Origin of the sequence: Agreia sp. Leaf283 (assembly GCF_001422485.1) — a bacterium.
Taxonomy (GTDB): Bacteria; Actinomycetota; Actinomycetes; order Actinomycetales; family Microbacteriaceae; genus Agreia.
The window spans coordinates 79,854-103,451 of the sequence record NZ_LMNF01000001.1 but is presented as its reverse complement, the minus strand read 5'-3'; the positions used below and the strand labels follow the sequence as shown (position 1 = coordinate 103,451).

The window sequence follows — 23,598 nt, the reverse complement described above, 5'->3', positions numbered from 1 at the left end:
TACGCGACCTGCCTTCGCAGGAAGGTCACTTACTACTTATACCCCCAACGCCGGGGCGCCGCGAATATTCCATGTCGCCGCGTGACGAGCCGAAGCGATCGGTGAGTCCCCAGGTGGTGACCTTGAGCAGTGCCTCGACCACGATCGCCGAGCTCATCTTGGAGCTGCCCTCGACCCGTTCGACGAAGGTGATGGGGAACTCGCGCACGTCGCCCCCGGTCTTCTCGACGAGCCAGGCCATCTCGATCTGGAAGCAGTAGCCCTGGCTGGCGACGCTTCCGAGGTCGATCTGCCGGAGCGTGTCGATGCGGAAGCCGCGGAAGCCCGAGGTGATGTCGTGCAGTTTCGAGCGCAGCAGGATGCGCGCGTACGCCGTTCCTCCGCGGGAGATGAGGCGGCGGTACAGGGGCCAGTTGCGGGTCTTGCCTCCGGCGATCCACCGGGCGCCGATGGAGAGGTCGGCGCCGCCCTCGAGCTGCGCGATCATGAGCGGCAGCTCCTCGGGCTGGTGCGAGCCGTCGGCATCCATCTCGATGATGAAGTCGACATCGTGATCCTCTGCCCACCGGAATCCGGCGATGTACGCGGCTCCCAGCCCGTTCTTCTCCGTGCGATGCATCACGCTCACCCGGTCGTCGCGGGCGGCGATCTCATCGGCGAGACGACCGGTGCCGTCGGGGCTGTTGTCGTCGACGACGAGGATGCGTGTGGTCGGCACGGCGCGCAGGGTGCGCTCGACCGCGTCGGACAGTGCGTGCAACTCGTTGTACGTCGGAATGACGACGAGGGTGGATGACATGGGGTGCCTCTCTCACGAGAACGATACGGCAGCCGATCTCGACTGGAGCAGTCGTCACTCTAGATGGCGCCACCGCCCGGATCGCTGGGTGTTCGCTGGTGGTCTGTCGAGTGTTTCGGAGCGACGGGGAGATTAGATGGCTCGGAGGTTGATTCTGTGTGAACGTCAAGGCAAGCCTTAGCTCCCTCACAGTAACGCCGGCGGGGTAATTGCTAGCCTCGAAGAGTTCGACAGCGCCGTTGATCCGCCCCACCTTCACTTCGCGTTTGGAACATCCATGGCATCGATCGACCCGCTCGGCCTCGTGCCATCCCGCTATCGTCGAATCGTGCGCGAGCTCGTTCAGTTCGGCATGGTCGGCGGTGTCGGCTTCGTCGTTCAGGTCTCGGTATTCAACCTCCTCCGCTCCACCGTCTTCTCGCCTACAGAGGTGCACAGCGGTCCGATCCTCGCCATGCTCGTCTCGACGTTGCTCGCGATCGTCGTGAACTGGCTCGGCAACCGCTACTGGACCTTCCGGTCGAAGCGGCAGACACGCATCCTGCGCGAGAGCGTCGAGTTCTTCGCGGTCAGCGTCGTGGGCATGATGATCGGCCTGGGGTGCCTCTGGTTCTCGCACTACGTACTCGGGTTCCGCAGCGTGTTCGCCGACAACCTGTCGGGCAACATGATCGGTCTCGTGCTCGGCGCCGCCTTCCGCTTCGTGCTCTATCGCTTCTGGGTATTCAACGCCAACCGTTCGCTCGAGACGGTCACGGTCACGGCTCCCGTGACGGTCGCGGCCGACAGGGCCACCCCGACCTCCTGAGTCTGGTTCATCCGCACGGCCCGCGCGCGAGCGATCGCGTCCGCGCGCCATCGTTCGCGTCCGCACGCGAGCTTTCATACTCGCGCGAAAGATCACGCTTTGTAACGGTGGCACACCGGTTGACCAATTCCGTGTAGGGTGGGGCCGTTCGACCGCACATGCTTTCACAGGAGATGGCAACGATGACCGCACGGCTTGAGGAAAAGATCGCACTCGTCACGGGTGCCGGATCGGGGATCGGCCGGAGTGTGGCCGAGAGCTTCGCGCGCGAGGGCGCAAAGGTCGTTTTCTCCGACCGCGACCTCGCTGCGGCCCAGTCGGCCGCGTCGGCCTGGCCCACGGCCATTGCCGTCGAGCTCGACATCTCAGACGAGGCGAGCGTCGCCGCAGCGTTCGCCGATCTGGATGCCTCGGGTTCGGCACCCGACGTCGTCGTCGCGAACGCGGGCGTACAGCTCTTCGGTCACGACGCGAAGATCGCCGACCTCGACCTCGACGTGTGGAAGCGCACGATCGACATCAACCTCACGGGCACCTTCCTCACCGTCAAGCACGCGGTGCGATCGATGCTCGGCCGCGGTGGATCGATCATCCTCACCGGCAGTCCGACCGGACTCAACGGCGAGGGCCAGGACTTCACCGCCTACAGCTCGTCGAAGGCGGGTATCCACGGCCTCGGTCGTACCGTCGCGGCGGCCTACGCGGCCGACGGCATCCGGGTCAACACGGTCGTGCCGGGATATACCGAGACACCGCTCGTCACAGCCATCTCGGGCGATGAGGCGGCCAGGGCCGCGATCGTGTCCCGCATTCCTCTCGGTCGTGCCGGCACGGCATCCGACGTCGAGGGCATCATGATCTACCTCGCCAGCGACGAGTCCAGCTTCGCCACGGGCGCGCTCTTCCGCGTCGACGGCGGAATGACGACGCTCTAGCCGCTCAAGCTCCGCGGTCGACCATGCTCACCTCTCCTCCAGCCGATCTGCTCCGCGCCGACGAGCTGACGACGACTCGTATTCGGCGCGGTCCCTGGCAGGTCGAGCTCCGCGCTGGCGAGCTCGACGACATCCGACACGCGGGCAGGCCGGTGCTGCGCAGCGTGCGCGTCGTCGTGCGAGACCGCGACTGGAGAACCCTGCGCTCGAGCGTCGAACGTATCGAGGGCTCCGAAGGGGGCGGGCGGCTCCTACTCCACGGAAGCGCGGAGCAGGGCGACGCTCTCGTGCGCTGGCGCCTCACGGTGGAAACGAGCGACGAGACCCTCACCGTGGCCGTGCGTGCCGAGGCCGCGTCCGACTTGATGCGCAACAGGCTCGGCCTGATCGTTCTGCACTCGCCCGAGCTCGCCGGCCGGGAACTGACGGTGGAGCATCCCGACAGCGGGTCGACGAACACGGCATTTCCGATCGAGATCTCTCCCCACCAGCCGGCCCTCGACATCCGGGCCCTTTCGTGGACGGGAGGGGGCGCCGGCGACCCCGTGGGATGCCGCCTCGAGCTGAGCGGCGACGTGTTCGAGATGGAGGACCAGCGCAACTGGACCGACGCCTCGTACAAGACGTACTCCACCCCGCTGTCGATGCCCTTCCCGGTCGAAGTTCGTGCCGGCGACGTGATCGAGCAGTCGCTCACGCTCTCCTGCTCGCCTGCACCGGCAGGATGGAACGGTGCGGCTGACCACGAGATCGACGACATCGCCGACACCGTGCCGCTCACCCTGATCGCGCGCCTGCCGGGCACGACGATTCCCCGGCTCACGACCATGGCCTCGACGGCGCCCGGGGGGGACGAGAAAGGGCCGCAGGCCCCATGGGCGCGAGAGCTGCTGGTCGAGCTCGACCCGGCCACGCCGAACTGGGGAGCGGCCTTCGAACGGGCCATTCGCGACGCGGGCGATCGACAGCTCGATGTGAGGCTCATCGCCGCCGGTGTCGGCGCGGCCGAGCCCGTCCTCGACGCCCTCGCGGCGCATCCATCGGGCCGCTTCGCGCGCATAGGGCTGTTCGGGGGAGCGGGACACCTGGCCGACACCGACACGTCGCGTGCCCTCGTGGCGGCACTTGACGCCCGTGGTCTCGACGTCCAGGTCGTTGCGGGAACCCGCGCCCACTTCACCGAGCTGAACCGCGGCATCGATCGCCTCGATTCGTGGCGGGGACCGATCGCGTTCAGCATCACGCCGTTCATGCACGACACGTCCGGCCACCAGCTCGTCGAGTCGGTGGCCATGCAGCGGCAGGTGGTGGGGGCGGCTCGGCGGCTCGCTGACGGCCGACCCCTGCACATCGGACCGATCACCCTCGGGGCCCGCTTCAATGCGGTAGCGACCACGCCCGCGCCGCAGGCTCCCGGCTCCGACCTCGAGGCAGGCTACGGCGCTGCGCTGGTGGAGGGTGCGAGCGATCCACGGACGGGCTCGGCATCGCTTGCCGCGTGGCTCGTGGCGAGCGTTGCGGCCTTAGCGGCCCCCACGGTGCTAACCCTCTGCTTCGTCGAGGAGTGGGGCCGGCGTGCGGCGAGCCATCCGCAAGCTGTCCAGGCGCTCACCTGGCTGTCGCAGCTCGAGGGCGCGTCCCTGATCGAGGCGAGCGCGCCGGGGCTCGCCGTGATCGCTGCCGCGCCGAAGGCCGGAGGCCGAATGGTGCTGATCGTCGGCAACCTGAGCGCCGCGCGACGTGCGGTGAGCGTGCCGGGCGAGGCGATTCCCGTGCAGCTCGGTCCCGGCCAGGTCACGCGCATCGAGCTGCGCCCGGGAGCCGGTGCCGGAAACGACCGCCTGGCCGAGGAATAGGCTGGGGGCGTGACCCGTCCCCCTGCCGAGAGCCCCAGACGGGGCGCGTTCGCCAGGCGGATGGTCGAGGCGGGGCTGGCCCCTGCGCGCTACGCCCGAGTGCTGCAGTCCGACGACAGGGCGCCGCTGCTCCAGATCGTGAAGACGGGTGTCGCGGCATCCCTCGCGTGGATCGTGTGCCTCGCGATCCTGCCCGCTCAGCTGCCGGTCTTCGGGGCCATCGCCGCGATCATCGTGGTGCAGCCCAGTGTGAACCAGTCGTTCGCCAAGGCGTTGGAGCGCACCGTCGGCGTCATCGTCGGAGTCGTGATCGCCTACCTGGTCGGGCTGGTGTTCGGACAGTCGACCTGGATCGTGCTGCTCTCGATCGTGCTCGCGCTGCTCACGGGCTGGGCGCTGCGACTGAGTCAGTCGACCACCGTTCAGCTGCCCATCAGCGCCATGCTCGTGCTCACGATCGGAGCGCAGACCCCGGGCTACGCGGGCGGACGCATCATCGAGACGGCTCTGGGCGCGCTGGTCGCCGTGGCCGTGAACCTCGTCGTCGTGCCGCCCGTCAGACTCCAGCCCGCCCACGACGCGGTGGCCGCGCTCGGCAAGGAGACCGCCGCGTGCCTCGACGGCCTCGCACAGCTGCTCGTCGAGCCGTCGACCGCCGCGCAGCGCAATCAGGCCCTCGTCGAGGTGCGCCTGCTCGCGCCGATGCTCGCGAAGGCCCGCGCGGCGGTCACGAGTGCGGAGGAGAGCCTGCGTTTCAACCCGCGACGCCGCACGAACTCCGAGGCTCTCGAACTCGACGACGACCTGCTCGCCATGCTCGGGGTGATCGTCGGCCGGGTGCCCGGCATGGTCAGAGGTCTCGCCGACAACTACGACGAGTCACTGCACACCGAGAGCACCGTCACGGGGCTGGCCGACGAGATGACCCGGGCGGCCCACGACCTGCGCCTGGTGATGCAGGACTCGGACCTCGACGGCGACGAGCCCGAGCCGCTCACGAGCGAGGTGCCCGCCCTGACAGCGCCGCTCCGGGTAATCACTCCGAGCCCGACCCACTGGATTCTGATCGGCTCGCTCATCGAAGACCTGCGCCGCGTTCACGAGGTGATCGTGGAGGCGGGGCGGAGCGTCAGACCCTGACGCTCCGCCTCACGGTTCAACTGGAGCGCGGCAGGAAGCCGACCTTCTCGTAGACGTCGGCGAGGGTGGCCGCTGCCACCTCGTTCGCGCGGTCGGCATTCGCGGCAAGGATGCGGTCGAGCTCTGCCGGGTCTGCCAGCAGCTCGAGGGTGCGCTCGCGAACCGGACCGAGGGTCGATTCGACCACCTCGACCAGAGCCTTCTTCAGGTCTCCGTATCCGCGTCCCGCGAAGTCCTCCTCGAGCGACGAGATGGGCACGTCGCCGAGCACCGAGAAGATGGTGAGCAGGTTGGCGACCCCGGGCTTGGCCTCGCGGTCGTACACGACCCGGCCATCGGCATCCGTCACGGCCCGCATGATCTTCTTCGCCGTGGTCTTGGCGTCGTCGAGCAGCCACACGATGCCGGCCGGCGACTCCGAGGACTTCGACATCTTCGACTGCGGGTTCTGCAGGTCGAAGATCTTGGCCGTCTCCTTGAGGATGTAGGGCTCGGGGATGCGGAAGGTCTCGCCGAAGCGCGCGTTGAAGCGGGTCGCGAGGTCACGGGTCAGTTCGATGTGCTGTCGCTGGTCCTCTCCGACCGGAACCTCGGCGGCCTGGTACAGCAGGATGTCGCCGGCCTGCAGGATCGGATACGTGAACAGTCCGACCGACGCCGCATCGGAGCCCTGCTTGGCCGCCTTGTCCTTGAACTGGGTCATGCGGCTCGCCTCGCCGAAACCGGTGAGGGTGTTGAGCACCCACGCCAGCTGGGCGTGCGCCGGAACCTGCGACTGCACGAAGAGGGTCGACTTCGCCGGATCGATGCCGGCGGCGATGTATTGGGCGGCGGTGAGACGGGTGTTCTCGCGCAGAGTCGCCGGGTCTTGAGGAACCGTGATGGCGTGCAGGTCTGCGATGAAGAAGAACGCGTCGTGGGTCTCCTGCAGGGCTTTCCAGCTCATCAGCGCGCCGATGTAGTTGCCGAGGTGAAGCGATGCGGCCGAGGGCTGCATGCCGGAGAGAAGGCGTGGTTTGGCAGTCATGGGTATGTCGTTCCCTGAGTTGGTGTCGTTCCCTGAGCCTGTCGAAGGGAGGGGGAGTTAGAGTGCGTAGTCGACGACCACCGGAGCGTGATCGCTCCAGCGCTCGGCGTAGCTTGCGGCGCGGTCGACCGAATAGTTCGTGACCGTGGCCGCCAGGTCGGGCGTGGCGAGCTGGTAGTCGATGCGCCAACCCGTGTTGTTGTCGAACGCCTGGCCGCGGGCCGACCACCACGTGTAGGGACCCTCGACCTCTCCGGCGGCGCGCCGGCCGATGTCGACGAAGCCGAAGCCCGCGCCCGCGTTGTAGTCGGGGTCGCCCTCGGCGCCGAGGAAGCGATCGAAGTACGCGCGCTCCTCGGGCAGGAAGCCGGCGCGCTTCACATTGCCCTTCCAGTTCTTGATGTCGAGGGTGCGGTGGCCGACGTTCAGGTCGCCCACGACGACGGCGAGCGGGTTGTGCTCCTTCAGCAGAGGCAGCCTCTCGACCATCGCGTCGAGGAACTTGTACTTCTCGACCTGCTTCGGCGTTCCGGCCTCGCCGGAGTGCACGTAGGTCGACACGACGGTCACGACCTTGTCGCCCACCTCGTAGTCGGCCTCGAGCCAGCGTCCGGCGCTGTCGAAGTCATCGGCGCCGAGCGCAACACGGTGAATGGATGCCTTGTTGCGGCTCGCCAAAGCGACACCGGCCCGCCCCTTGGCCGTCGCGGCGTCGTGCAGGATGTCCCACTCGTCGCCGAGCAGGTTCTCGAGGTCGCTCGTGGCCGCCCGCACCTCTTGCAGGGCGAGGATGTCGACCTCCCGCTCGTCGAGCCACGCGCCCATGCCATTGCGGAATGCGGCGCGCACGCCATTGACGTTGACGGATGCGATGCGGAGAGGGGTGCCAGAGTTCGACGAGGACATCCGAATAGTTTAGCGAGGTGTCGGGGTCTCGTCCTTCAGTCTCGACTCCTCGCGCACCGCCGCCTTGAGCTTGCGCGAGAGGCCACGGCGTCGCAGTCCGCGGGCGTCGCGGAGCTCGTCCTCGAGGCGCTGCCGCTCGGCGGCGGCCACCACCACGCGGGCCTCGGCGTGCTTCAGCTCCGCCTCCGCCTCGAGCTGTTCGGGCGAGAGACCGCGAACGTCGAGGCCGACATCGTCGACCCCGACCGAGATCCAGGCGGCGGTGATCAGGATCACCTGGCAGATCAGGTTGAAGAAGATCAGCAGACCGGCGATCACGGCGAACGAGGCGATGAGCGGGTTGTTGCTCGCTCCTCCCAGCAGCAGACCTCCGAGCGCCTTCAGCACGCCCAGGGCCGCCGCCCCGATGAGTGCTCCGCTGATCACGCGGCGGAAGGGGATCCGGATGCCCGTCAGCACTCGATAGAAGACCAGCAGCACGAGCGCGTCCAGGGCGAACGCGATCAGCAGGCCCACGATGCGGGCCACGACTACGGCGAAGCCGGACGTGTTGTCGATGCCGAACAGATCGAACGCCAGACCGATGAGGGTCGTGCTGCCGATGCTGATGCCGGCCGACACCACCAGCACGATGCCGAAACCGAGCGCGAGCCCGGCATCCTTCAGCTTGAGCAGAAGGAAGAAGGTGGTGTCGGGGCCGACCGAGAAGATGCGCCGGATGGCGTCTCGCGCAGACGCGAGCCAGCCGAGGGCCGTGAAGACGAGTCCGACCAGGGCGATGGCACTCGACCAGCTGAGCGCGGGAGTGTTGAGCAGGGCGTCTGCGTCGACGGCGCCGCCGTCTCCGATGAGGCCGGGCACGGCGCTGCTGATCACCGAGATCAGCTCCTCGAGAAGGGGGCGGTTCGACGCCAGGACGAGTCCCGCGATCGAGAATCCCGCCCAGAGCGCGGCGAACACGGCGAAGAGGGCCTGATACGACATGCCCGCGGCCATCAGCGGCCCGCCGTTCGAGGCGTAGTGCTGGAACACCCGCACGGGCTTCAGCTTCATGACCTTCTGCACGAGTGCAGGGATGCCGGTGGCCGGTTTCTCGGTGGAGGTGCTGTTGTCGCTCACCTACCCACCCTATTCAGCCCGAGCACATCCGCGCTCCCACTTGACGCCGACCGCTCCGACATTGCGACGAGCGTGCGAAACGCTCAGTGCTTGAGGGGCAGGCGCTACGGCTTGCCTCGCATGATGGCCTGCTTGACCTCGGCGATGGCCTGGGTCACCTGGATGCCGCGGGGGCACGCCTCGGAGCAGTTGAAGGTGGTGCGGCAGCGCCACACGCCCTCTTTGTCGTTGAGGATGTCGAGGCGCACGTTGGCTCCCTCGTCGCGGCTGTCGAAGATGAAGCGGTGGGCGTTGACGATGGCCGCAGGGCCGAAGTACTGCCCGTCGGTCCAGAAGACCGGGCAGCTCGACGTGCACGCGGCGCAGAGGATGCACTTCGTCGTGTCGTCGAAGCGTGCGCGCTCGGTGGCCGACTGCAGGCGCTCCTTCTCGGGCTTCGACGACGAGATGAGGAACGGCTGCACCTCACGGAACGACGCGAAGAACGGCTCCATGTCGACGACGAGGTCCTTCTCGAGCGGCAGACCCTTGATGGCCTCCACGTAGATGGGCTTCGTGATGTCGAGGTCTTTGATGAGCGTCTTGCAGGCGAGGCGGTTGCGGCCGTTGATGCGCATTGCGTCCGACCCGCAGATGCCGTGGGCGCACGAGCGGCGGAAGGTCAGCGACCCGTCCTGCTCCCACTTGATCTTGTGCAGCGCGTCGAGCACGCGGTCGGTGGGGTACATCTCGACGTCGAAGTCCTGCCACGTGGGCTCTTCGTCGGTGTCGGGGTTGTACCGACGAACGATCAGCGTGACCGTGAAGGTGGGGATGACGTCGTCAGCGGGGGCCGGCGGAGAATCCAGGGTTGCTGTACTCATTTAGTACTTCCTCTCCATGGGCTGGTAGCGGGTCACGACGACCGGCTTCCAGTCGAGTCTGATGTGGTCGCCGGCGTCGGCCGACATGGGGTCGCCCGAGAGGTAGGCCATGGTGTGCTGCATGTGGTTCACGTCGTCGCGGGTCGGGTAGTCCTCGCGCATGTGCGCTCCGCGGCTCTCCTTGCGGTTGCGCGCCGAGTAGACCACGACCTCTGCGAGGTCGAGCAGGAAGCCGAGTTCGACGGCCTCGAGCAGGTCGGTGTTGAACCGCTTGCCCTTGTCTTGAACGAGGATGTTCTTGTAGCGCTCGCGCAGGTTGTGGATGACCTCGGTCACCTCGGTCAGGCTCTCTTCAGTTCTGAAGACCTGGGCGTTGCGGTCCATCGACTCCTGCAGCTCACGGCGGATGACCGCGATGCGCTCGGTGCCGTTGGAGTTGCGCGCGTTCTCGATGAGTTCGCGCACCCCGGCCGCGGGGTCGTCGGGCAGCTCGACCCAGGGCGCCGTCTGCACGTACTCGGCTGCGGCGTTTCCGGCGCGCTTGCCGAACACGTTGATGTCGAGCAGGGAGTTGGTTCCGAGGCGGTTGGAGCCGTGCACCGAGACGCACGCGCACTCGCCGGCGGCGTAGAGGCCGGGAACGACCGTGGTGTTGTCGGAGAGCACCTCGGCCTGGATGTTGGTGGGGATGCCGCCCATCGCGTAGTGCGCGGTGGGGAGCACGGGCACCGGCTCGGTGTAGGGCTCGACACCCAGGTAGGTGCGCGCGAACTCGGTGATGTCGGGCAGCTTGGCGTCGATGACCGCGGGGTCGAGGTGAGTGATGTCGAGGTAGACGTAGTCCTTGTGTGGACCGGCGCCGCGACCCTCGCGGATCTCGAGAGCCATGCAGCGGGCGACGATGTCACGGGGAGCAAGGTCTTTGATCGTGGGGGCGTAGCGCTCCATGAACCGCTCGCCTTCGCTGTTGCGCAGGATCGCGCCCTCGCCGCGGGCGGCCTCGGAGAGCAGGATGCCGAGCCCGGCCAGGCCGGTCGGATGGAACTGGAAGAATTCCATGTCCTCGAGCGGGAGGCCCTTGCGCCAGATGATCCCGACGCCGTCTCCCGTGAGTGTGTGGGCGTTCGAGGTCGTCTTGTAGATCTTGCCGAAACCGCCGGTCGCGAAGATCACGGCCTTCGACTGGAAGACGTGGATCTCGCCGGTGGCCAGCTCGAAGGCGACGACGCCGGCCGGCTTCTGCCCGCCGAAACCGTCGCTGACCATCACGAGGTCGAGCACGTAGTACTCGTTGAAGAAGTTGATGCCGAACTTGACGCAGTTCTGGTACAGCGTCTGCAGGATCATGTGGCCCGTGCGGTCGGCCGCGTAGCAGGCGCGACGAACGGGCGCCTTGCCGTGGTCGCGGGTGTGCCCGCCGAAACGACGCTGGTCGATCTTGCCCTCGGGCGTGCGGTTGAAGGGCAGACCCATGTTCTCGAGGTCGATGACCGCGTCGATGGCCTCCTTCGCGAGGATCTCCGCGGCATCCTGGTCGACCAGGTAGTCGCCGCCCTTGACGGTGTCGAAGGTGTGCCACTCCCAGCTGTCCTCCTCGACGTTCGCGAGGGCGGCGGCCATGCCGCCCTGCGCCGCGCCGGTGTGGCTGCGGGTCGGGTAGAGCTTGGAGATGACTGCCGTCTTCGCCTTGGGCCCGGCCTCGATGGCCGCCCGCATTCCGGCGCCGCCGGCGCCCACGATGACGATGTCGAACTGGTGGTAGTGAACTCCGTCGACGACGGATCCGTCTGCGTATTCGGTCATAGCGGTCGCCGTCAGCTCGCCGAGCAGAACGAGGCGAGGAGATCGGCGGGTGCGCCGGCGGGGCAGGGGTCGAACGTGAAGATCACAAGAGTTCCGAGCGTTATGAGGACGATGACAGAGAAGAGCAGGGCGCCCTTGAGGATGCCCCGGGTGGTGCGGTGCGATGCGTAGTCGTTGACGAGCGTGCGCATGCCGTTGGCGCCGTGGATCATGGCGAGCCAGAGCATGAGGCAGTCCCAGACCTGCCAGAACGGGTTCGACCACTTGCCGCCGACGAAGGCGAAGTCGATCGCCTTGATGCCGTCGCCGAGAACGAGGTTCACGATGAGGTGGCCGAAGATGAGCACGACGAGCACGAGGCCCGAGGCGCGCATGTACATCCAGCCCCACTTCTCCCAGTTGATGCCGCGCGATCGCGGGGCGCGGGAGTACGGGCTGCGGGGAGCGTCGATCGTGGTCGCCATGATCAACCCACCTCGCTGAAGACGTTGATCAGGTGGCGCGGAACGAATCCGGCCATCGTCACGACCCAGAGGCCGATGACGACGTAGAACATCACCTTCTGGTACTTCGGACCCTTGGTCCAGAAGTCGATGAGGATGATGCGGATTCCGTTGTAGGCGTGGAACGCGATGGCGCCGACGAGCGCCGTCTCGCCGAGGCCCATGATCGGGTTCTTGTACGTGCTCATCACGGCGTTGTACGCCTCGGGGGCGACGCGCACCAGCGCGGTGTCGAGAATGTGCACGAGGAGGAAGAAGAAGATGGCGATGCCCGTGATGCGGTGAAGCACCCATGACCACATTCCCTCTCGCCCGCGGTACAGAGTGCCCTGAGGCCTCTTGCCCGTGGGTGCCAGGGATCCTGGCGCATGGGTTCCTGTCTCGGTTCTGGACACGAACAACCCTCCTTGGTTGAGTAAGCCGTGCTGGAGATGGCTCGTCGCGGTCGTGCCGGTCTACTCGTGCAGGTGGTTCAGGATCGGGCGAAGGCGAAGATGGTCTCCAGTTTATAAGTTCTCACCGGTCGTGCTTGTTAGGTATCCCTAAGCCGCTTCGCCGCTTACACTGCCTCGCCGACCGGAACCGGCCGTCGTGCAGCGATAACCGCCGAGTAGTGGCCGAGAAGCTCGGTGCAGACGGAATTCCACGTCGTCGCCCGCACGGCGCGGCGTCCGGACTCTCCCATGCGCAGGCGCAGGTCGGTCGAGACGACGAGGTCCTCCACCAGGGTGCGCATGCTCGTGTCTCCCGACCGCGCGTCGGGATCGAAGAGGTACCCGTCGCTCCCGTCGTGCACCAGGTCGACGGGGCCGCCGGCGCGCGGGGCCACCACGGGCAGACCGGCGGCATGAGCCTCCTGGATGGTCTGCCCGAACGTCTCCTCGGTGCCGGTGTGCACGAAGACATCGAAGCTCGCGTAGGCGACCGCGAGGTCGTGTCCGCCCTTCCTGCCCAGCCAGGTCACGGGCATCCCGCGCAGCAGCCGCCCCACCGACGGCGTCGAGGGGCCGTCGCCGACGATGGCCAGCGAGATGCCGTCGATGCCGCGCAGCTGGTCGAAGCGCTCGAGCTGCTTCTCGGGAGCGACGCGGCCGACGTAGCCGAGAACGACCTCGCCGTTCGGCGACAGCCGGGTGTGCAGGTCGACGGCATCCGGATGCGTGCGCAACCGCGGGTGGTATCGCTCGGTATCGACGCCGCGGCCCCACCGGGCCAGTCGGGTGACGCCGGCGGCGACGAGGTCGTGCTCCGAGCTCGACGAGGGCACGAGCGTGAGATCGGCGGCCTCGTGGATCCACCGAACGAACCGCCAGGCCAGGGCGGCGGCCTTGCCGAGGTGGTTGCGCTTGGCGTAACCGGCGACGTCGGTCTGGAAGATGGCGACGCTCGGCACGCCTATGCGGTTCGCCGCGGCGATCGCCTGCGCGCCGAGGAGGAACGGCGACGCGGCGTGCAGCACGTCGGGGCCGAACGCGCTGAGCACCTTCTGCACCTGGGGATGGGGGAGTCCGACGGGGAACTGCCGGTAGGCCACCGCCGGCACCGCGTGGATCGTGAACCCCCGGTAGCTCGAGGGCGTGTTCCGGGCGGCCGGGGCGATGAGGATGGCCTCGTGCCCGGCGTCGGCGAGGAAGTCGAGCACCTTGCAGACGCTGTTGGTGACGCCGTTGACCGTGGGCAGAAAGCTCTCCGTGACGACGGCGACTCTCATGGACTGCTCCCGTCGGCCCGGGGATGCACCGGGCACGTTCTGAACGCTACGAGCGGAGTGTGGCGGACGGGTTAATGACGGGTGGCGGCCAGGTGAGCATTCGTTCAATCGCGAGCGACGCCGGATGGGTAGGGTGGGGCCATGGCTGAGAACTCTGCGATGGACCGTTTCTACAGCGTCATTCCGGCCGGAGGAATCGGCTCGAGACTCTGGCCGCTCTCGCGCGCCGACGCGCCCAAGTTCTTGCACGACCTCAGCGGCTCGGGTCGCAGCCTCCTGCGCGACACGTGGGAGCGGCTCGCTCCCATCTCGGGCGAGCAGCGGGTGATGGTGGTCACAGGCCGCGCCCACCGCGCCGCCGTCGAGAAGCAGATTCCCGAGCTCGCGGACATCAACGTGGTCCTCGAGAGCGAGCCGCGCGAGTCGTCCGCGGCCATCGGACTCGCCGCCGCCATCCTTCAGCAGCGCGAACCGGGGGTCATCATCGGCTCCTTCGCCGCCGACCACGTGATCACCCAGACCGAGGCGTTCCGCGACACGGTGGTGCAGGCGGTGAACGCGGCCGACGCCGGCTACATCGTGACCATCGGCATCACGCCGACAGAGCCCTCGGTGGGGTTCGGCTACATCCTCACCGGAGACGCCCTCGACCTGCCCGGGGCCCCGACCGCGATGGTCGCCCAGCGCTTCGTCGAGAAGCCCGACCTCGAGACGGCCAAGAAGTACCTGAAGAGCAAGAAGTACCTCTGGAACGGCGGCATGTTCATCGCCCGCGCTGACAAGCTGCTCGAACAGCTGGGCAAGGCCGAACCCGAGCTGCTCGCCGGTCTGCTCGAGCTGGCCGAGGCCTGGGACACTCCGCGTCGCGGGGCCGTCGTCGACCAGGTCTGGCCCAAGCTCAAGAAGATCGCCATCGACTACACCGTGGCCGAGCCGGCAGCACTCGACGGCACGCTCGCGGTCGTTCCGGGCGACTTCAGCTGGGACGACGTGGGCGACTTCGCCTCGATCGCCAAGCTGCACTCCACCGGTCGCGGCTCGGAGCTCGCGATCCTCGGCAAGAACGCCCGCGTGCTGTCCGATTCGTCGAGCGGCGTTGTGGTCTCGCAGAGCGGCCGCGTGATCAGCCTCATCGGCGTGAAGGACATCGTCGTCGTCGATACACCGGATGCGCTGCTCGTCACGACCAGCGAGCATGCCCAGCGGGTCAAGTCGGTCGTCGACGCCCTGCGCCTCGGCGGCTCGGGCGACGTCCTCTGACCCCACCGTTCCCTGAGCCCCGCTCCCGTTCCCTGAGCTTGTCGAAGGCAGCAGGTCGAAGGGCCCCTTCGACAAGCTCAGGGAACGCGCGTGCGACTAGTCTTTTGGCTATGTCGACCTCAACTGTCCTGCGCTCCGTCGTCGTTCTCGCCGCTTCGGCCCTGGTGCTGGCCGGATGCGCTCCGGCGCCCGAGACGACCGAGACGGCCAGCGACTACTGCGCGCGCATGGTCACCAACTCCGGCGGTCTCGAGGACCGCTCGTTCAACCAGTCGAGCTGGGAGGGCCTCGAGAAGGCCAAGACCGATCTCTCGATCGACGCCGAGGTCATCGTGTCGACGAACGAGACCGACCTGGCGCCGAACGTGACCCAGGCCGTCGACAGCGGATGCCAGTTCGTGCTCACGGTCGGTTACGAGCTCGCCGACGCGACCTCGGCCGAGGCGAAGGCCAACCCCGACGTGCACTTCGCCATCGTCGACGAGCAGGTCGACGGCGAGAACATCAAGCCGATCGTCTTCGACACGGCGCAGGCGGCCTTCCTCGCCGGCTACCTGGCCGCGGGAACGAGCGCGACGGGCAAGGTCGCCACGTTCGGCGGCGGAAACCAGCCTCCCGTGACCCTGTTCATGGACGGATTCGTCGACGGCGTCGCCCAGTACAACGCGGTGCACGGCACGGCGGTCCAGGCTCTCGGCTGGAACAAGGACGCCCAGGACGGCGTGTTCACGGGCGACTTCGAGGACATCAACAAGGGCAAGGTCACGACGCAGGCCTTCATCGACCAGGGCGCCGACGTCATCCTCCCGGTCGCGGGCCAGGTCGGAGAGGGCGCGGCGGCCGCCGCCCTCGAGAACCCGAACGTGTCGATCATCTGGGTCGACAACGACGGCTACGAGACCCTGCCCTCGTCGTACAAGCCCATCGTGCTGACCAGCGTGCTCAAGAACACCGGTGACGCCGTCGTGCAGATCGTGGGCGACGACCTCGACGGCACGTTCGACAACACGCCGTTCGTGGGAACGCTCGAGAACGGGGGAGTGGCTCTGGCTCCGTATCACGACAAGGCTGCGGCGGTCTCGGCCGATCTGCAGGCCGAGCTCGATGGGCTGAAGAACGACATCGTCTCGGGCGCGCTCGAGGTCACCAGCCCCAGCACGCCGTAGTCTTTCGGGGCTTTTCTCCGGTGAACATTTCGGGGTTGTTTCGGCGCGAACGCGTCTTTGTAACGACTGGGCCGCGATGCCGTCCGCGGGCCGCAAGCCGCGCGTCACATTAGGTAACGTGAGAGACCACACAGCCCTGCGCTCCGCATCTGAAGCGGGGCAATCCTTGGAGGACACCTTGAGCAAGACCATTCGCCGTGCCGCCATGGGTGGCATCGCCACCCTCGGCTTCGCCGCTCTCCTCGCCGGTTGCGCATCCGCGCCGGCAGAAACCGATTCGACCGACTCCGCCGACGCCAAGGCCCTGCCCTGCATGGTCTCCGACGCCGGTGGATTCGACGACAAGTCGTTCAACCAGGCGGGCTTCGAGGGCCTCAACGAGGCCGCCAAGTCGCTCGGCGTCGAGCCGGTGACCGTCGAGTCGAACTCCGAGACCGACTTCGCGCCCAACATCTCGAGCCTCGTCGACCAGGGCTGCTCGCTCATCGTGACCGTCGGCTTCGCGCTCGCCGATGCGACCTCCGCCGCGGCCGAGGCCAACAGCGACGTCGAGTTCGCGATCATCGACGACGCGAGCATCGATGCAGACAACGTCAAGCCGATCACGTTCGACACCGCCGGCGCCGCATTCCTCGCGGGCTACGCGGCCGCCGACTACTCCAAGTCGGGCATCGTCGCGACCTGGGGCGGCATGAACTTCCCCACCGTCACGATCTTCATGGACGGCTTCGCCCAGGGCGTCAAGTACTACAACGAGCAGAAGTCGAAGGACGTCAAGGTTCTGGGTTACGACCTCGCTAACCCCGACTCCGCGACCTTCACCGGTGGCTTCGAGGCCAACGACGTCGCGAAGACGACCGCTCAGAACTTCATCGACCAGGGCGCAGACATCCTGCTCCCCGTCGGCGGACCGATCTACCAGAGCGCCGGCGTCGCCATCCAGGAGTCCGGTAAGGACATCGCACTCGTCGGCGTCGACTCCGACCTCTACGAGAGCGACCCCACCTACAAGGACCTCTACCTGACGTCGATCCTCAAGGGCATCAAGACGGCCACCAACGCGGTCGTCACCGACGCCGCCGCCGGCAGCTTCAGCAACGAGCCCTACGTCGGAACGCTCGAGAACGACGGAGTCGGCATGGCGCCGTTCCACGACTTCGAGTCGAAGGTCAACTCCTCGCTCCAGGGCGAGATCGACGACATCAAGGCGAAGATCATCTCGGGCGACATCACCGTCACCTCGTACCTGAGCGAGTAGTCGCACCCAGTTCCACCCGCGTGAGATCGGGGGGCCAGCCACGGCTGGTCCCCCGACCACGTTAAGTCCCCTCTTCACGCATCGACCGGATGGGTAGATTGTCCCTATGAAGCTCGAACTCCGCGGCATCACGAAGCGCTTCGGCGCCCTCACGGCCAACGACCACATCGACCTCACGATCGAACCGGGGGAGATCCACTGTCTCCTCGGCGAGAACGGCGCGGGCAAGTCCACCCTGATGAACGTGCTCTACGGCCTCTACAAGGCAGAAGAGGGCGAGATCCTGCTCGACGACGTCGTGCAGCACTTCGCCGGTCCCGGAGATGCCATGGCCGCGGGCATCGGCATGGTGCACCAGCACTTCATGCTCATCCCCGTGTTCACCGTCGCAGAGAATGTGATGCTCGGCCACGAGAAGACGAATGCCGCCGGCGTGCTCGACCTCGGTGCCGCGCGCGAGAAGGTGCGCGAGATCAGCGAGAGGTTCGGCTTCCACGTCGATCCGGATGCGCTGGTCGACGATCTTCCGGTCGGTGTGCAGCAGCGGGTCGAGATCATCAAGGCCCTGTCGCGTGACGCGAAGGTGCTCGTGTTCGACGAGCCCACAGCCGTGCTCACCCCGCAGGAGACCGACGAGCTCATGACGATCATGAGACAGCTCAAGGCTGCCGGCACATCCATCGTCTTCATCACCCACAAACTGCGCGAGGTGCGCGAAGTCGCCGACCGCATCACGGTCATCCGGCTCGGCAAGGTCGTCGGCGAGGCGTCGCCCACGGCGACGAACGCCGAGCTGGCCTCACTCATGGTCGGCCGGGCCGTCGAGCTCACCGTGCACAAAGACCCCGCCCAGCCCGGCGCCGACGCGTTCGTCGTCTCCAACCTCTCGGTCATCGACCCCCACGGCCAGCTCGTCGTGAACAACGTCAGCTTCGACGTGCGGGCGGGCGAGATCCTCGCGATCGCCGGGGTGCAGGGCAATGGCCAGACCGAGCTCACCGAGGCGATCATGGGCCTCCAGTCACGCGTGCGCGGAGAGATCACCCTCGACGGCAAGTCGATCCGCGGGCTCTCGGTGAAGCAGGTGCTGGCATCCGGCATCGGCTTCGTACCCGAGGACCGCAAGGAGGACGGACTCGTCGGGGAGTTCACCATCGCCGAGAACCTCATGCTCGACCGCAGCGACGGACCGCCGTTCGTCAAGGCGGGCACCCTTCAGCTCAACTACCTCAACGAGTTCGCCGAGCAGAAGTCGAAGGAGTTCGACGTGCGCAGCCAGGGCATCACCACGCCCGTCGGCCGCCTCTCCGGCGGAAACCAGCAGAAGGTCGTGCTGGCCCGAGAGCTCAGCCGCGATCTGCGTCTCTTCATGGCCGCGCAGCCCACGCGAGGCATCGATGTCGGCTCGATCGAGTTCGTGCACAAGCGCATCGTCGCCACCCGCGACGCCGGCATTCCCGTGATCGTCGTGTCGACCGAGCTCGACGAGGTCGTCGCCCTCGCAGACCGGATCGCCGTGATGTACCGCGGCACCATCGTGGGCATCGTTCCGGGTGACACGCCCCGCGATGTGCTCGGCCTCATGATGGCCGGCGAAGTCCCCGATTCCGTCACCTCCCCACCCGAAGGAGCGGCAGCGTGAGCCAGCCCACAGTTCCACCCGTCGATTCCGGCCCACCCGTCGCCTCCCCGCCCGCCAAGCCCGACGCATCCACCCCGGAGCCGCGCTGGCACGGCGTGATGCGCGAGATCGTCGGCGGCAGCGCCATGATCTCCGTGCTGGCGGTCGTGCTGGCCATGCTGGCCGGTGGAATCCTGATCGCCCTCACCGACGACAAGGTGTCAGCCGCTGCAGGGTACTTCTTCGCCCGTCCCGGCGACCTGGTCAAGGCCGTCTGGGACTCGGTCTCCGGCGCCTACACGGCGTTGTTCCAGGGCGCCGTCTACAACTTCCGTCGCCCCGGCTTCATCGCCGGTATCAAGCCGTTGACCGAGACGCTCACCTTCGCCACACCGCTGATCGCGGCCGGTCTCGGTGTGGGCCTCGCCTTCCGTGTCGGTCTCTTCAACATCGGTGGCCGCGGCCAGATGCTCATCGCGGCCGCCTGCGCCGGATGGGTCAGCTGGTCGTTCGAGCTCCCCTACGGTCTGCACTTGATCCTGGCGGTCGCGGCCGGAATCATCGGCGGCGCCCTCTGGGGTGGAATCGTCGGTCTGCTGAAGGCCCGCACGGGTGCGCACGAGGTGATCGTCACGATCATGCTCAACTTCGTGGCCCTCTACCTCATCTCGTTCATGCTGAAGACGCCTGGACTCCTTCAGGCTCCCGGCTCGAACAACCCGAAGACGCCGGCGGCGCTGCCGACGGCGGTCTTCCCCGACCTGCTCGGCCCGCAGTTCAACCTGCACTGGGGCTTCATCTTCGTGATCGCGGCCACCGTCTACGTCTGGTACCTGCTCAACCGCTCGAACCTCGGATTCCAGTTCCGGGCGGTGGGCGAGAACCCGAACGCGGCCCGCGTCGCCGGCATCAGCGTGAACAAGATGTACATCTACGCGATGCTGTTCTCGGGTGGCCTCGTCGGTCTCGCCGGCGTCGCACAGGTGCTGGGAACGGTCACCACCGGATTCAGCTCGGGCATCGACGCGGGCATCGGATTCGACGCGATCACCGTGGCGCTGCTCGGCCGGTCGAAGCCCTGGGGCATCTTCTTCGCGGGCATCCTGTTCGGCGCGTTCAAGGCCGGTGGATTCGCGATGCAGGCGTCGGAGGGCATCCCCATCGACATCGTGGTCGTCATCCAGTCGCTCATCGTGCTGTTCATCGCCGCGCCGCCGCTCGTGCGCGCGGTGTTCCGACTTCCGAAGCCCAGCGGCATCAGCCTCAGACGCCCGCGCACCTCCACCGCGGCGGTGACCAAGTGAGCATCGACGACCCCCGCGAAGGACGAGACGCCGTGAACGCAGAACGCCCCATCGTCGACGAGAACGTCAGCCGCACCGAGCTGAAGACGGCCGTCGCGGACGCGCCCCTGCAGCACAACCACCCGGATTCGCTGCCGCCGGCTCTCGAGACCACCGTCGTGAAGAGCTGGAAGGCGCCGATCGCCTTCGGCATCTTCTCGATCATCGCCATCCTGCTCTTCGTGGTCTTCGGCCGCGAGGGCACGAGCGGTTTCCGGCTCTCGACCGACTCCGACTTCTTCCAGATCCCCACGATCCAGGCGCCGACCCGCGCCACGGGCATCGTGCTGACAGTGCTGCTCGTGGCCCTCGCCGCGTACAGCGCGTTTCTCGTCTCGCGCAGCCGACCGGTGCGCCTCTGGGTCACCGTCGTCTTCGCCGTGCTGTTCCTCGTGGGCTTCCTCACCTGGGCATCGGCGGGTGCCACGATCCCGGTTCCCGGCCTGCTGGTCGGTGCGGTCGGCCTGAGCGTGCCGCTCGTGTTCGGTGCCCTCGGAGGAGTCATCTCCGAACGCGTCGGAGTGGTGAACGTGGCGATCGAGGGTCAGCTGCTCGCGGGCGCGTTCGTCTCGGCCATCGTGGCCTCGGTCACGGGCCAGCCCGTTCTCGGCCTCCTCTCCGCGATGGCGGCCGGAGTGCTCGTCTCGTTCGTGCTCGCCGCCTTCTCGATCAAGTACTTCGTCGACCAGGTCATCGTGGGCGTCGTGCTCAACGTGCTCGTCACCGGCCTCACGAGCTTCCTCTACTCGCAGGTTCTGTCGAAGAACACCGAGCTGCTCAACAACAGCGGCACCATCCGCCTGCCGAGGCTTCCCATCCCCGGTCTCAGCGAGATCCCGATTCTCGGGCCGGTGCTGTTCCGGCAGACCATCATCGTCTACATCCTCTACATCGCCGTCGCCGTGGTGTTCTTCGCCCTGTTCAAGACGCGCTGGGGCCTCCGCCTCCGCGCCGTGGGCGAGCACCCGCAGGCGGCCGACACCGTGGGCATCAACGTGGCCCGCACGCGCTTCTGGAACGTCTCGCTCGCCGGGGCGATCGCGGGCCTGGGCGGTGCGTACTTCACCATGGGCTCGGTCGGCTCGTTCAACAAGGAGATGACGGCCGGTGCGGGATTCATCGCCCTGGCCGCGGTGATCTTTGGCCGCTGGGATCCGATCCGCGCGACGCTCGCCGCCCTGCTGTTCGGCTTCGCCTCGAACCTGCAGAGCGTGCTCTCGATCATCGGATCGCCCGTTCCCAGCGAGTTCATGCTGATGCTGCCCTACCTGGTCACCATCTTCGCGGTGGCGGGGGTGGTCGGCCGTGTCCGAGGGCCTGCCGCATCCGGTAAACCGTACATAAAGTCTTAGGAGGGCCGACATGACCGACACCGAACAGGCATCCGGCACCGAGCAGGCATCCGCAATCGACTGGGGCGTGCTGCGGGCAGAGGCGCTCGTGGCGATGGCCAAGGCCTACGTGCCCTACTCGAAGTTCCCCGTCGGGGTGGCCGCACTCGTCGACGACGGCCGTGTCATCTCGGGGTGCAACGTCGAGAACGCCAGCTACGGCCTCACGCTCTGCGCCGAGTGCGCCCTCGTGTCGTCGCTGCATATGACGGGTGGCGGGCACCTGGTGGCCTTTACCTGTGTCGACGGCGACGGCAACGCCCTGATGCCCTGCGGCCGCTGCCGCCAGCTGCTCTACGAGCACTCGGCTCCCGGCATGCTCCTGCAGACCGTCTCGGGCATCCGCACGATCGACGAGGTGCTTCCGGATGCCTTCGGCCCGCGAACACTGCAGGCCTACGTCGAGACGCACTAACACCCCCTCCGTTCCCTGAGCGTGTCGAAGGGAACAACCAGAAAGGCTCCACCCCGTGTCTGAATCCTTCGACGCCGTCGACCTCATCCGCACCAAGCGCGATCACAAGACTCTGAGCACCGCCGAGATCGATTGGCTGGTCGACGCCTACACCCGTGGGTTCGTGGGCAATGAGCAGATGGCCGCCCTGGCCATGGCCATCGTGCTCAACGGCATGGAGCGTCGGGAGATCCGCGACCTCACCCTCGCCATGATCGCCTCGGGCGAGCGCATGAGCTTCGAAGGCCTCGGCAAGGTCACGGTCGACAAGCACTCCACGGGCGGGGTGGGCGACAAGATCACCCTGCCGCTCATGCCGCTGGTCGCCTCGTTCGGCGTCGCCGTTCCCCAGCTCTCGGGCCGCGGCCTCGGCCACACCGGTGGAACCCTCGACAAGCTCGAGAGCATCCCGGGCTGGCGCGCCGACCTCACGAACGACGAGATGTTCGCGCAGCTGCGCGACGTCGGCGGGGTCATCTGCGCCGCGGGCTCCGGCCTGGCTCCGGCCGACAAGAAACTCTACGCCCTGCGCGACATCACGGGCACGGTCGAGGCCATCCCGCTGATCGCCTCGAGCATCATGTCGAAGAAGATCGCCGAGGGCACCGATTCGCTCGTGCTCGACGTGAAGTTCGGGTCGGGCGCGTTCATGGTCGACATCGACAAGTCGCGCGAACTCGCCCGCACCATGGTCGACCTCGGCAACGACGCCGGCGTGGCGACCACAGCGCTGCTCACCGACATGAACGTTCCCCTCGGGTTCGCCATCGGCAACGCCAACGAGGTGCGCGAGTCGGTCGAGGTGCTCGCCGGTGGCGGCCCCGCCGACGTGGTCGAGCTCACCATCGCGCTCGCCCGCGAGATGCTGCGTCTCGCCGGCCAGCCCGATGCCGACGTCGAGAAGGCGCTGGCCGACGGCCGTGCCATGGACACCTGGCGTCGAGTAATCGAGGTCCAGGGCGGCGACCCGGATGCGGCCCTGCCGGTCGCGCGGGAGACCCACGTCGTGACCGCCGACCGCGACGGCGTGCTCCTCGCGCAGGAGGCGCTTCCCTTCGGCATCGCCGCGTGGAGGCTCGGAGCCGGTCGGGCCCGCGCCCAGGACCCGGTGCAGCACGCCGCGGGAATCGACCTGCACGCCAAGCCGGGCGACACGGTGACGGCGGGCCAGCCGCTCTTCACACTCTCGGCCGACGAGCCGGAGCGCTTCGAGCGCGCTCTCGAGGCCGTCGAGGGGGCTTGGAGCATCGGCGAGGCCGCCGAGTGGACCCCTCGTGGCCCGCTGGTCGCGGAGCGCATCGAGTAATCGCGCTGATCGAGTACCTGCGAGGCAACGCACTTGTTGCCTCGGCGAAACGTCGCTGTTACACGGGCGGGCTACTCTCGAGAACATGACCGAGATCGCCGCGAGCCGCAGCTTCATGCCGTGGTTCTGCCTGCGTCGCCGAAGCGGCGCGCACAACGTCTCCGTCTACTGCCTGGGCTCATAGCCGCCTCCGTCTCGAGGGAGAGCTCCGTCTCGCATCGGCCGTCTGCCGCCGGGTGAGGCCTGCGCCGCCGCACCCCTCGCATCCGGTCGCCCGCGCGACAACCGCACCGGCGACACCATCGACCCGATCGCTCCGGTCCGTCTGA

General features: G+C 67.4%; 21 protein-coding genes. 12 read left to right on the top strand and 9 right to left on the bottom strand.

Annotated features, from left to right (window positions below):
* Positions 1 to 25: 25 nt before the first annotated feature.
* A complete protein-coding gene (locus ASF51_RS00465; RefSeq protein ID WP_055923691.1) occupies positions 26 to 799 on the bottom strand; it encodes a polyprenol monophosphomannose synthase in 774 nt (257 codons plus the stop codon).
* A gap of 277 nt (positions 800 to 1,076) precedes the next feature.
* Between ASF51_RS00465 and ASF51_RS00460 the strand changes: the two genes are divergently transcribed.
* From ASF51_RS00460 to ASF51_RS00445, 4 genes are all read left to right on the top strand, one after another.
* A complete protein-coding gene (locus ASF51_RS00460) occupies positions 1,077 to 1,607 on the top strand; it encodes a GtrA family protein (protein ID WP_055923689.1) in 531 nt (176 codons plus the stop codon).
* A gap of 182 nt (positions 1,608 to 1,789) precedes the next feature.
* Positions 1,790 to 2,542: an SDR family NAD(P)-dependent oxidoreductase gene (locus ASF51_RS00455; protein ID WP_235497092.1), complete on the top strand. Its 753-nt coding sequence runs from the start codon at positions 1,790 to 1,792 to the stop codon at positions 2,540 to 2,542.
* A gap of 23 nt (positions 2,543 to 2,565) precedes the next feature.
* The gene (locus tag ASF51_RS00450) at positions 2,566 to 4,398 is read left to right on the top strand and encodes a hypothetical protein (protein ID WP_055923683.1); all 1,833 of its coding nucleotides are present in this window, start codon (positions 2,566 to 2,568) and stop codon (positions 4,396 to 4,398) included.
* A 9-nt stretch (positions 4,399 to 4,407) separates the two neighbouring features.
* The gene (locus ASF51_RS00445; RefSeq protein ID WP_235497091.1) at positions 4,408 to 5,538 is read left to right on the top strand and encodes an aromatic acid exporter family protein; all 1,131 of its coding nucleotides are present in this window, start codon (positions 4,408 to 4,410) and stop codon (positions 5,536 to 5,538) included.
* A 16-nt stretch (positions 5,539 to 5,554) separates the two neighbouring features.
* On the opposite strand, the gene trpS is transcribed toward ASF51_RS00445, so the two are convergent.
* From trpS to ASF51_RS00405, 8 genes are all read right to left on the bottom strand, one after another.
* On the bottom strand, positions 5,555 to 6,565 hold the full coding sequence (gene trpS / locus ASF51_RS00440; protein ID WP_055923678.1) for a tryptophan--tRNA ligase: 1,011 nt from the start codon (positions 6,563 to 6,565) through the stop codon (positions 5,555 to 5,557).
* 57 nt (positions 6,566 to 6,622) lie between these two features.
* Positions 6,623 to 7,471, bottom strand: a complete 849-nt coding sequence (locus tag ASF51_RS00435) for an exodeoxyribonuclease III (RefSeq protein ID WP_055923675.1) — start codon at positions 7,469 to 7,471, stop codon at positions 6,623 to 6,625.
* A 9-nt stretch (positions 7,472 to 7,480) separates the two neighbouring features.
* Positions 7,481 to 8,590 carry a YihY/virulence factor BrkB family protein gene (locus ASF51_RS00430; protein WP_055923672.1) on the bottom strand — a complete coding sequence of 370 codons (1,110 nt, stop codon included), beginning with the start codon at positions 8,588 to 8,590 and terminating at the stop codon, positions 7,481 to 7,483.
* Positions 8,591 to 8,694: 104 nt separating this feature from the next.
* Positions 8,695 to 9,453 carry a succinate dehydrogenase iron-sulfur subunit gene (locus ASF51_RS00425; RefSeq protein ID WP_055923669.1) on the bottom strand — a complete coding sequence of 253 codons (759 nt, stop codon included), beginning with the start codon at positions 9,451 to 9,453 and terminating at the stop codon, positions 8,695 to 8,697.
* Positions 9,454 to 11,256, bottom strand: coding sequence for a succinate dehydrogenase flavoprotein subunit (sdhA, locus tag ASF51_RS00420; RefSeq protein ID WP_055923666.1), 1,803 nt, complete (start codon positions 11,254 to 11,256; stop codon positions 9,454 to 9,456).
* Positions 11,257 to 11,267: 11 nt separating this feature from the next.
* Entirely contained in the window at positions 11,268 to 11,720 is a 453-nt protein-coding gene (locus tag ASF51_RS00415) for a succinate dehydrogenase hydrophobic membrane anchor subunit (protein WP_055923663.1), read from the bottom strand.
* A 2-nt stretch (positions 11,721 to 11,722) separates the two neighbouring features.
* Positions 11,723 to 12,154: a succinate dehydrogenase, cytochrome b556 subunit gene (sdhC, locus tag ASF51_RS00410; protein ID WP_082479639.1), complete on the bottom strand. Its 432-nt coding sequence runs from the start codon at positions 12,152 to 12,154 to the stop codon at positions 11,723 to 11,725.
* A gap of 164 nt (positions 12,155 to 12,318) precedes the next feature.
* Positions 12,319 to 13,470 (bottom strand): glycosyltransferase family 1 protein, encoded by a 1,152-nt coding sequence (locus tag ASF51_RS00405; protein ID WP_055923657.1) that lies wholly within the window; start codon positions 13,468 to 13,470, stop codon positions 12,319 to 12,321.
* A 141-nt stretch (positions 13,471 to 13,611) separates the two neighbouring features.
* Here ASF51_RS00405 and ASF51_RS00400 point away from each other — a divergent pair, with 141 nt between their 5' ends.
* From ASF51_RS00400 to ASF51_RS00365, 8 genes are all read left to right on the top strand, one after another.
* Positions 13,612 to 14,730 (top strand): mannose-1-phosphate guanylyltransferase, encoded by a 1,119-nt coding sequence (locus ASF51_RS00400; RefSeq protein WP_055923654.1) that lies wholly within the window; start codon positions 13,612 to 13,614, stop codon positions 14,728 to 14,730.
* Between the two features lie 110 nt (positions 14,731 to 14,840).
* Complete coding sequence (locus ASF51_RS00395; RefSeq protein ID WP_055923651.1) at positions 14,841 to 15,896, top strand: BMP family protein; 1,056 nt, start codon at positions 14,841 to 14,843, stop codon at positions 15,894 to 15,896.
* 178 nt (positions 15,897 to 16,074) lie between these two features.
* Positions 16,075 to 17,154, top strand: coding sequence for a BMP family protein (locus ASF51_RS00390; protein WP_055923648.1), 1,080 nt, complete (start codon positions 16,075 to 16,077; stop codon positions 17,152 to 17,154).
* Positions 17,155 to 17,260: 106 nt separating this feature from the next.
* The gene (locus ASF51_RS00385) at positions 17,261 to 18,796 is read left to right on the top strand and encodes an ABC transporter ATP-binding protein (RefSeq protein WP_055923645.1); all 1,536 of its coding nucleotides are present in this window, start codon (positions 17,261 to 17,263) and stop codon (positions 18,794 to 18,796) included.
* The gene (locus tag ASF51_RS00380; RefSeq protein ID WP_235497090.1) at positions 18,793 to 20,079 is read left to right on the top strand and encodes an ABC transporter permease; all 1,287 of its coding nucleotides are present in this window, start codon (positions 18,793 to 18,795) and stop codon (positions 20,077 to 20,079) included. Before ASF51_RS00385 ends, ASF51_RS00380 begins: the two co-directional genes overlap by 4 nt.
* A 107-nt stretch (positions 20,080 to 20,186) precedes the next feature.
* Positions 20,187 to 21,470 (top strand): ABC transporter permease, encoded by a 1,284-nt coding sequence (locus ASF51_RS00375; protein ID WP_055927629.1) that lies wholly within the window; start codon positions 20,187 to 20,189, stop codon positions 21,468 to 21,470.
* A gap of 10 nt (positions 21,471 to 21,480) precedes the next feature.
* Positions 21,481 to 21,924, top strand: a complete 444-nt coding sequence (locus tag ASF51_RS00370) for a cytidine deaminase (RefSeq protein WP_055923643.1) — start codon at positions 21,481 to 21,483, stop codon at positions 21,922 to 21,924.
* A gap of 55 nt (positions 21,925 to 21,979) precedes the next feature.
* On the top strand, positions 21,980 to 23,269 hold the full coding sequence (locus tag ASF51_RS00365; RefSeq protein ID WP_055923641.1) for a thymidine phosphorylase: 1,290 nt from the start codon (positions 21,980 to 21,982) through the stop codon (positions 23,267 to 23,269).
* Positions 23,270 to 23,598: the final 329 nt, after the last annotated feature.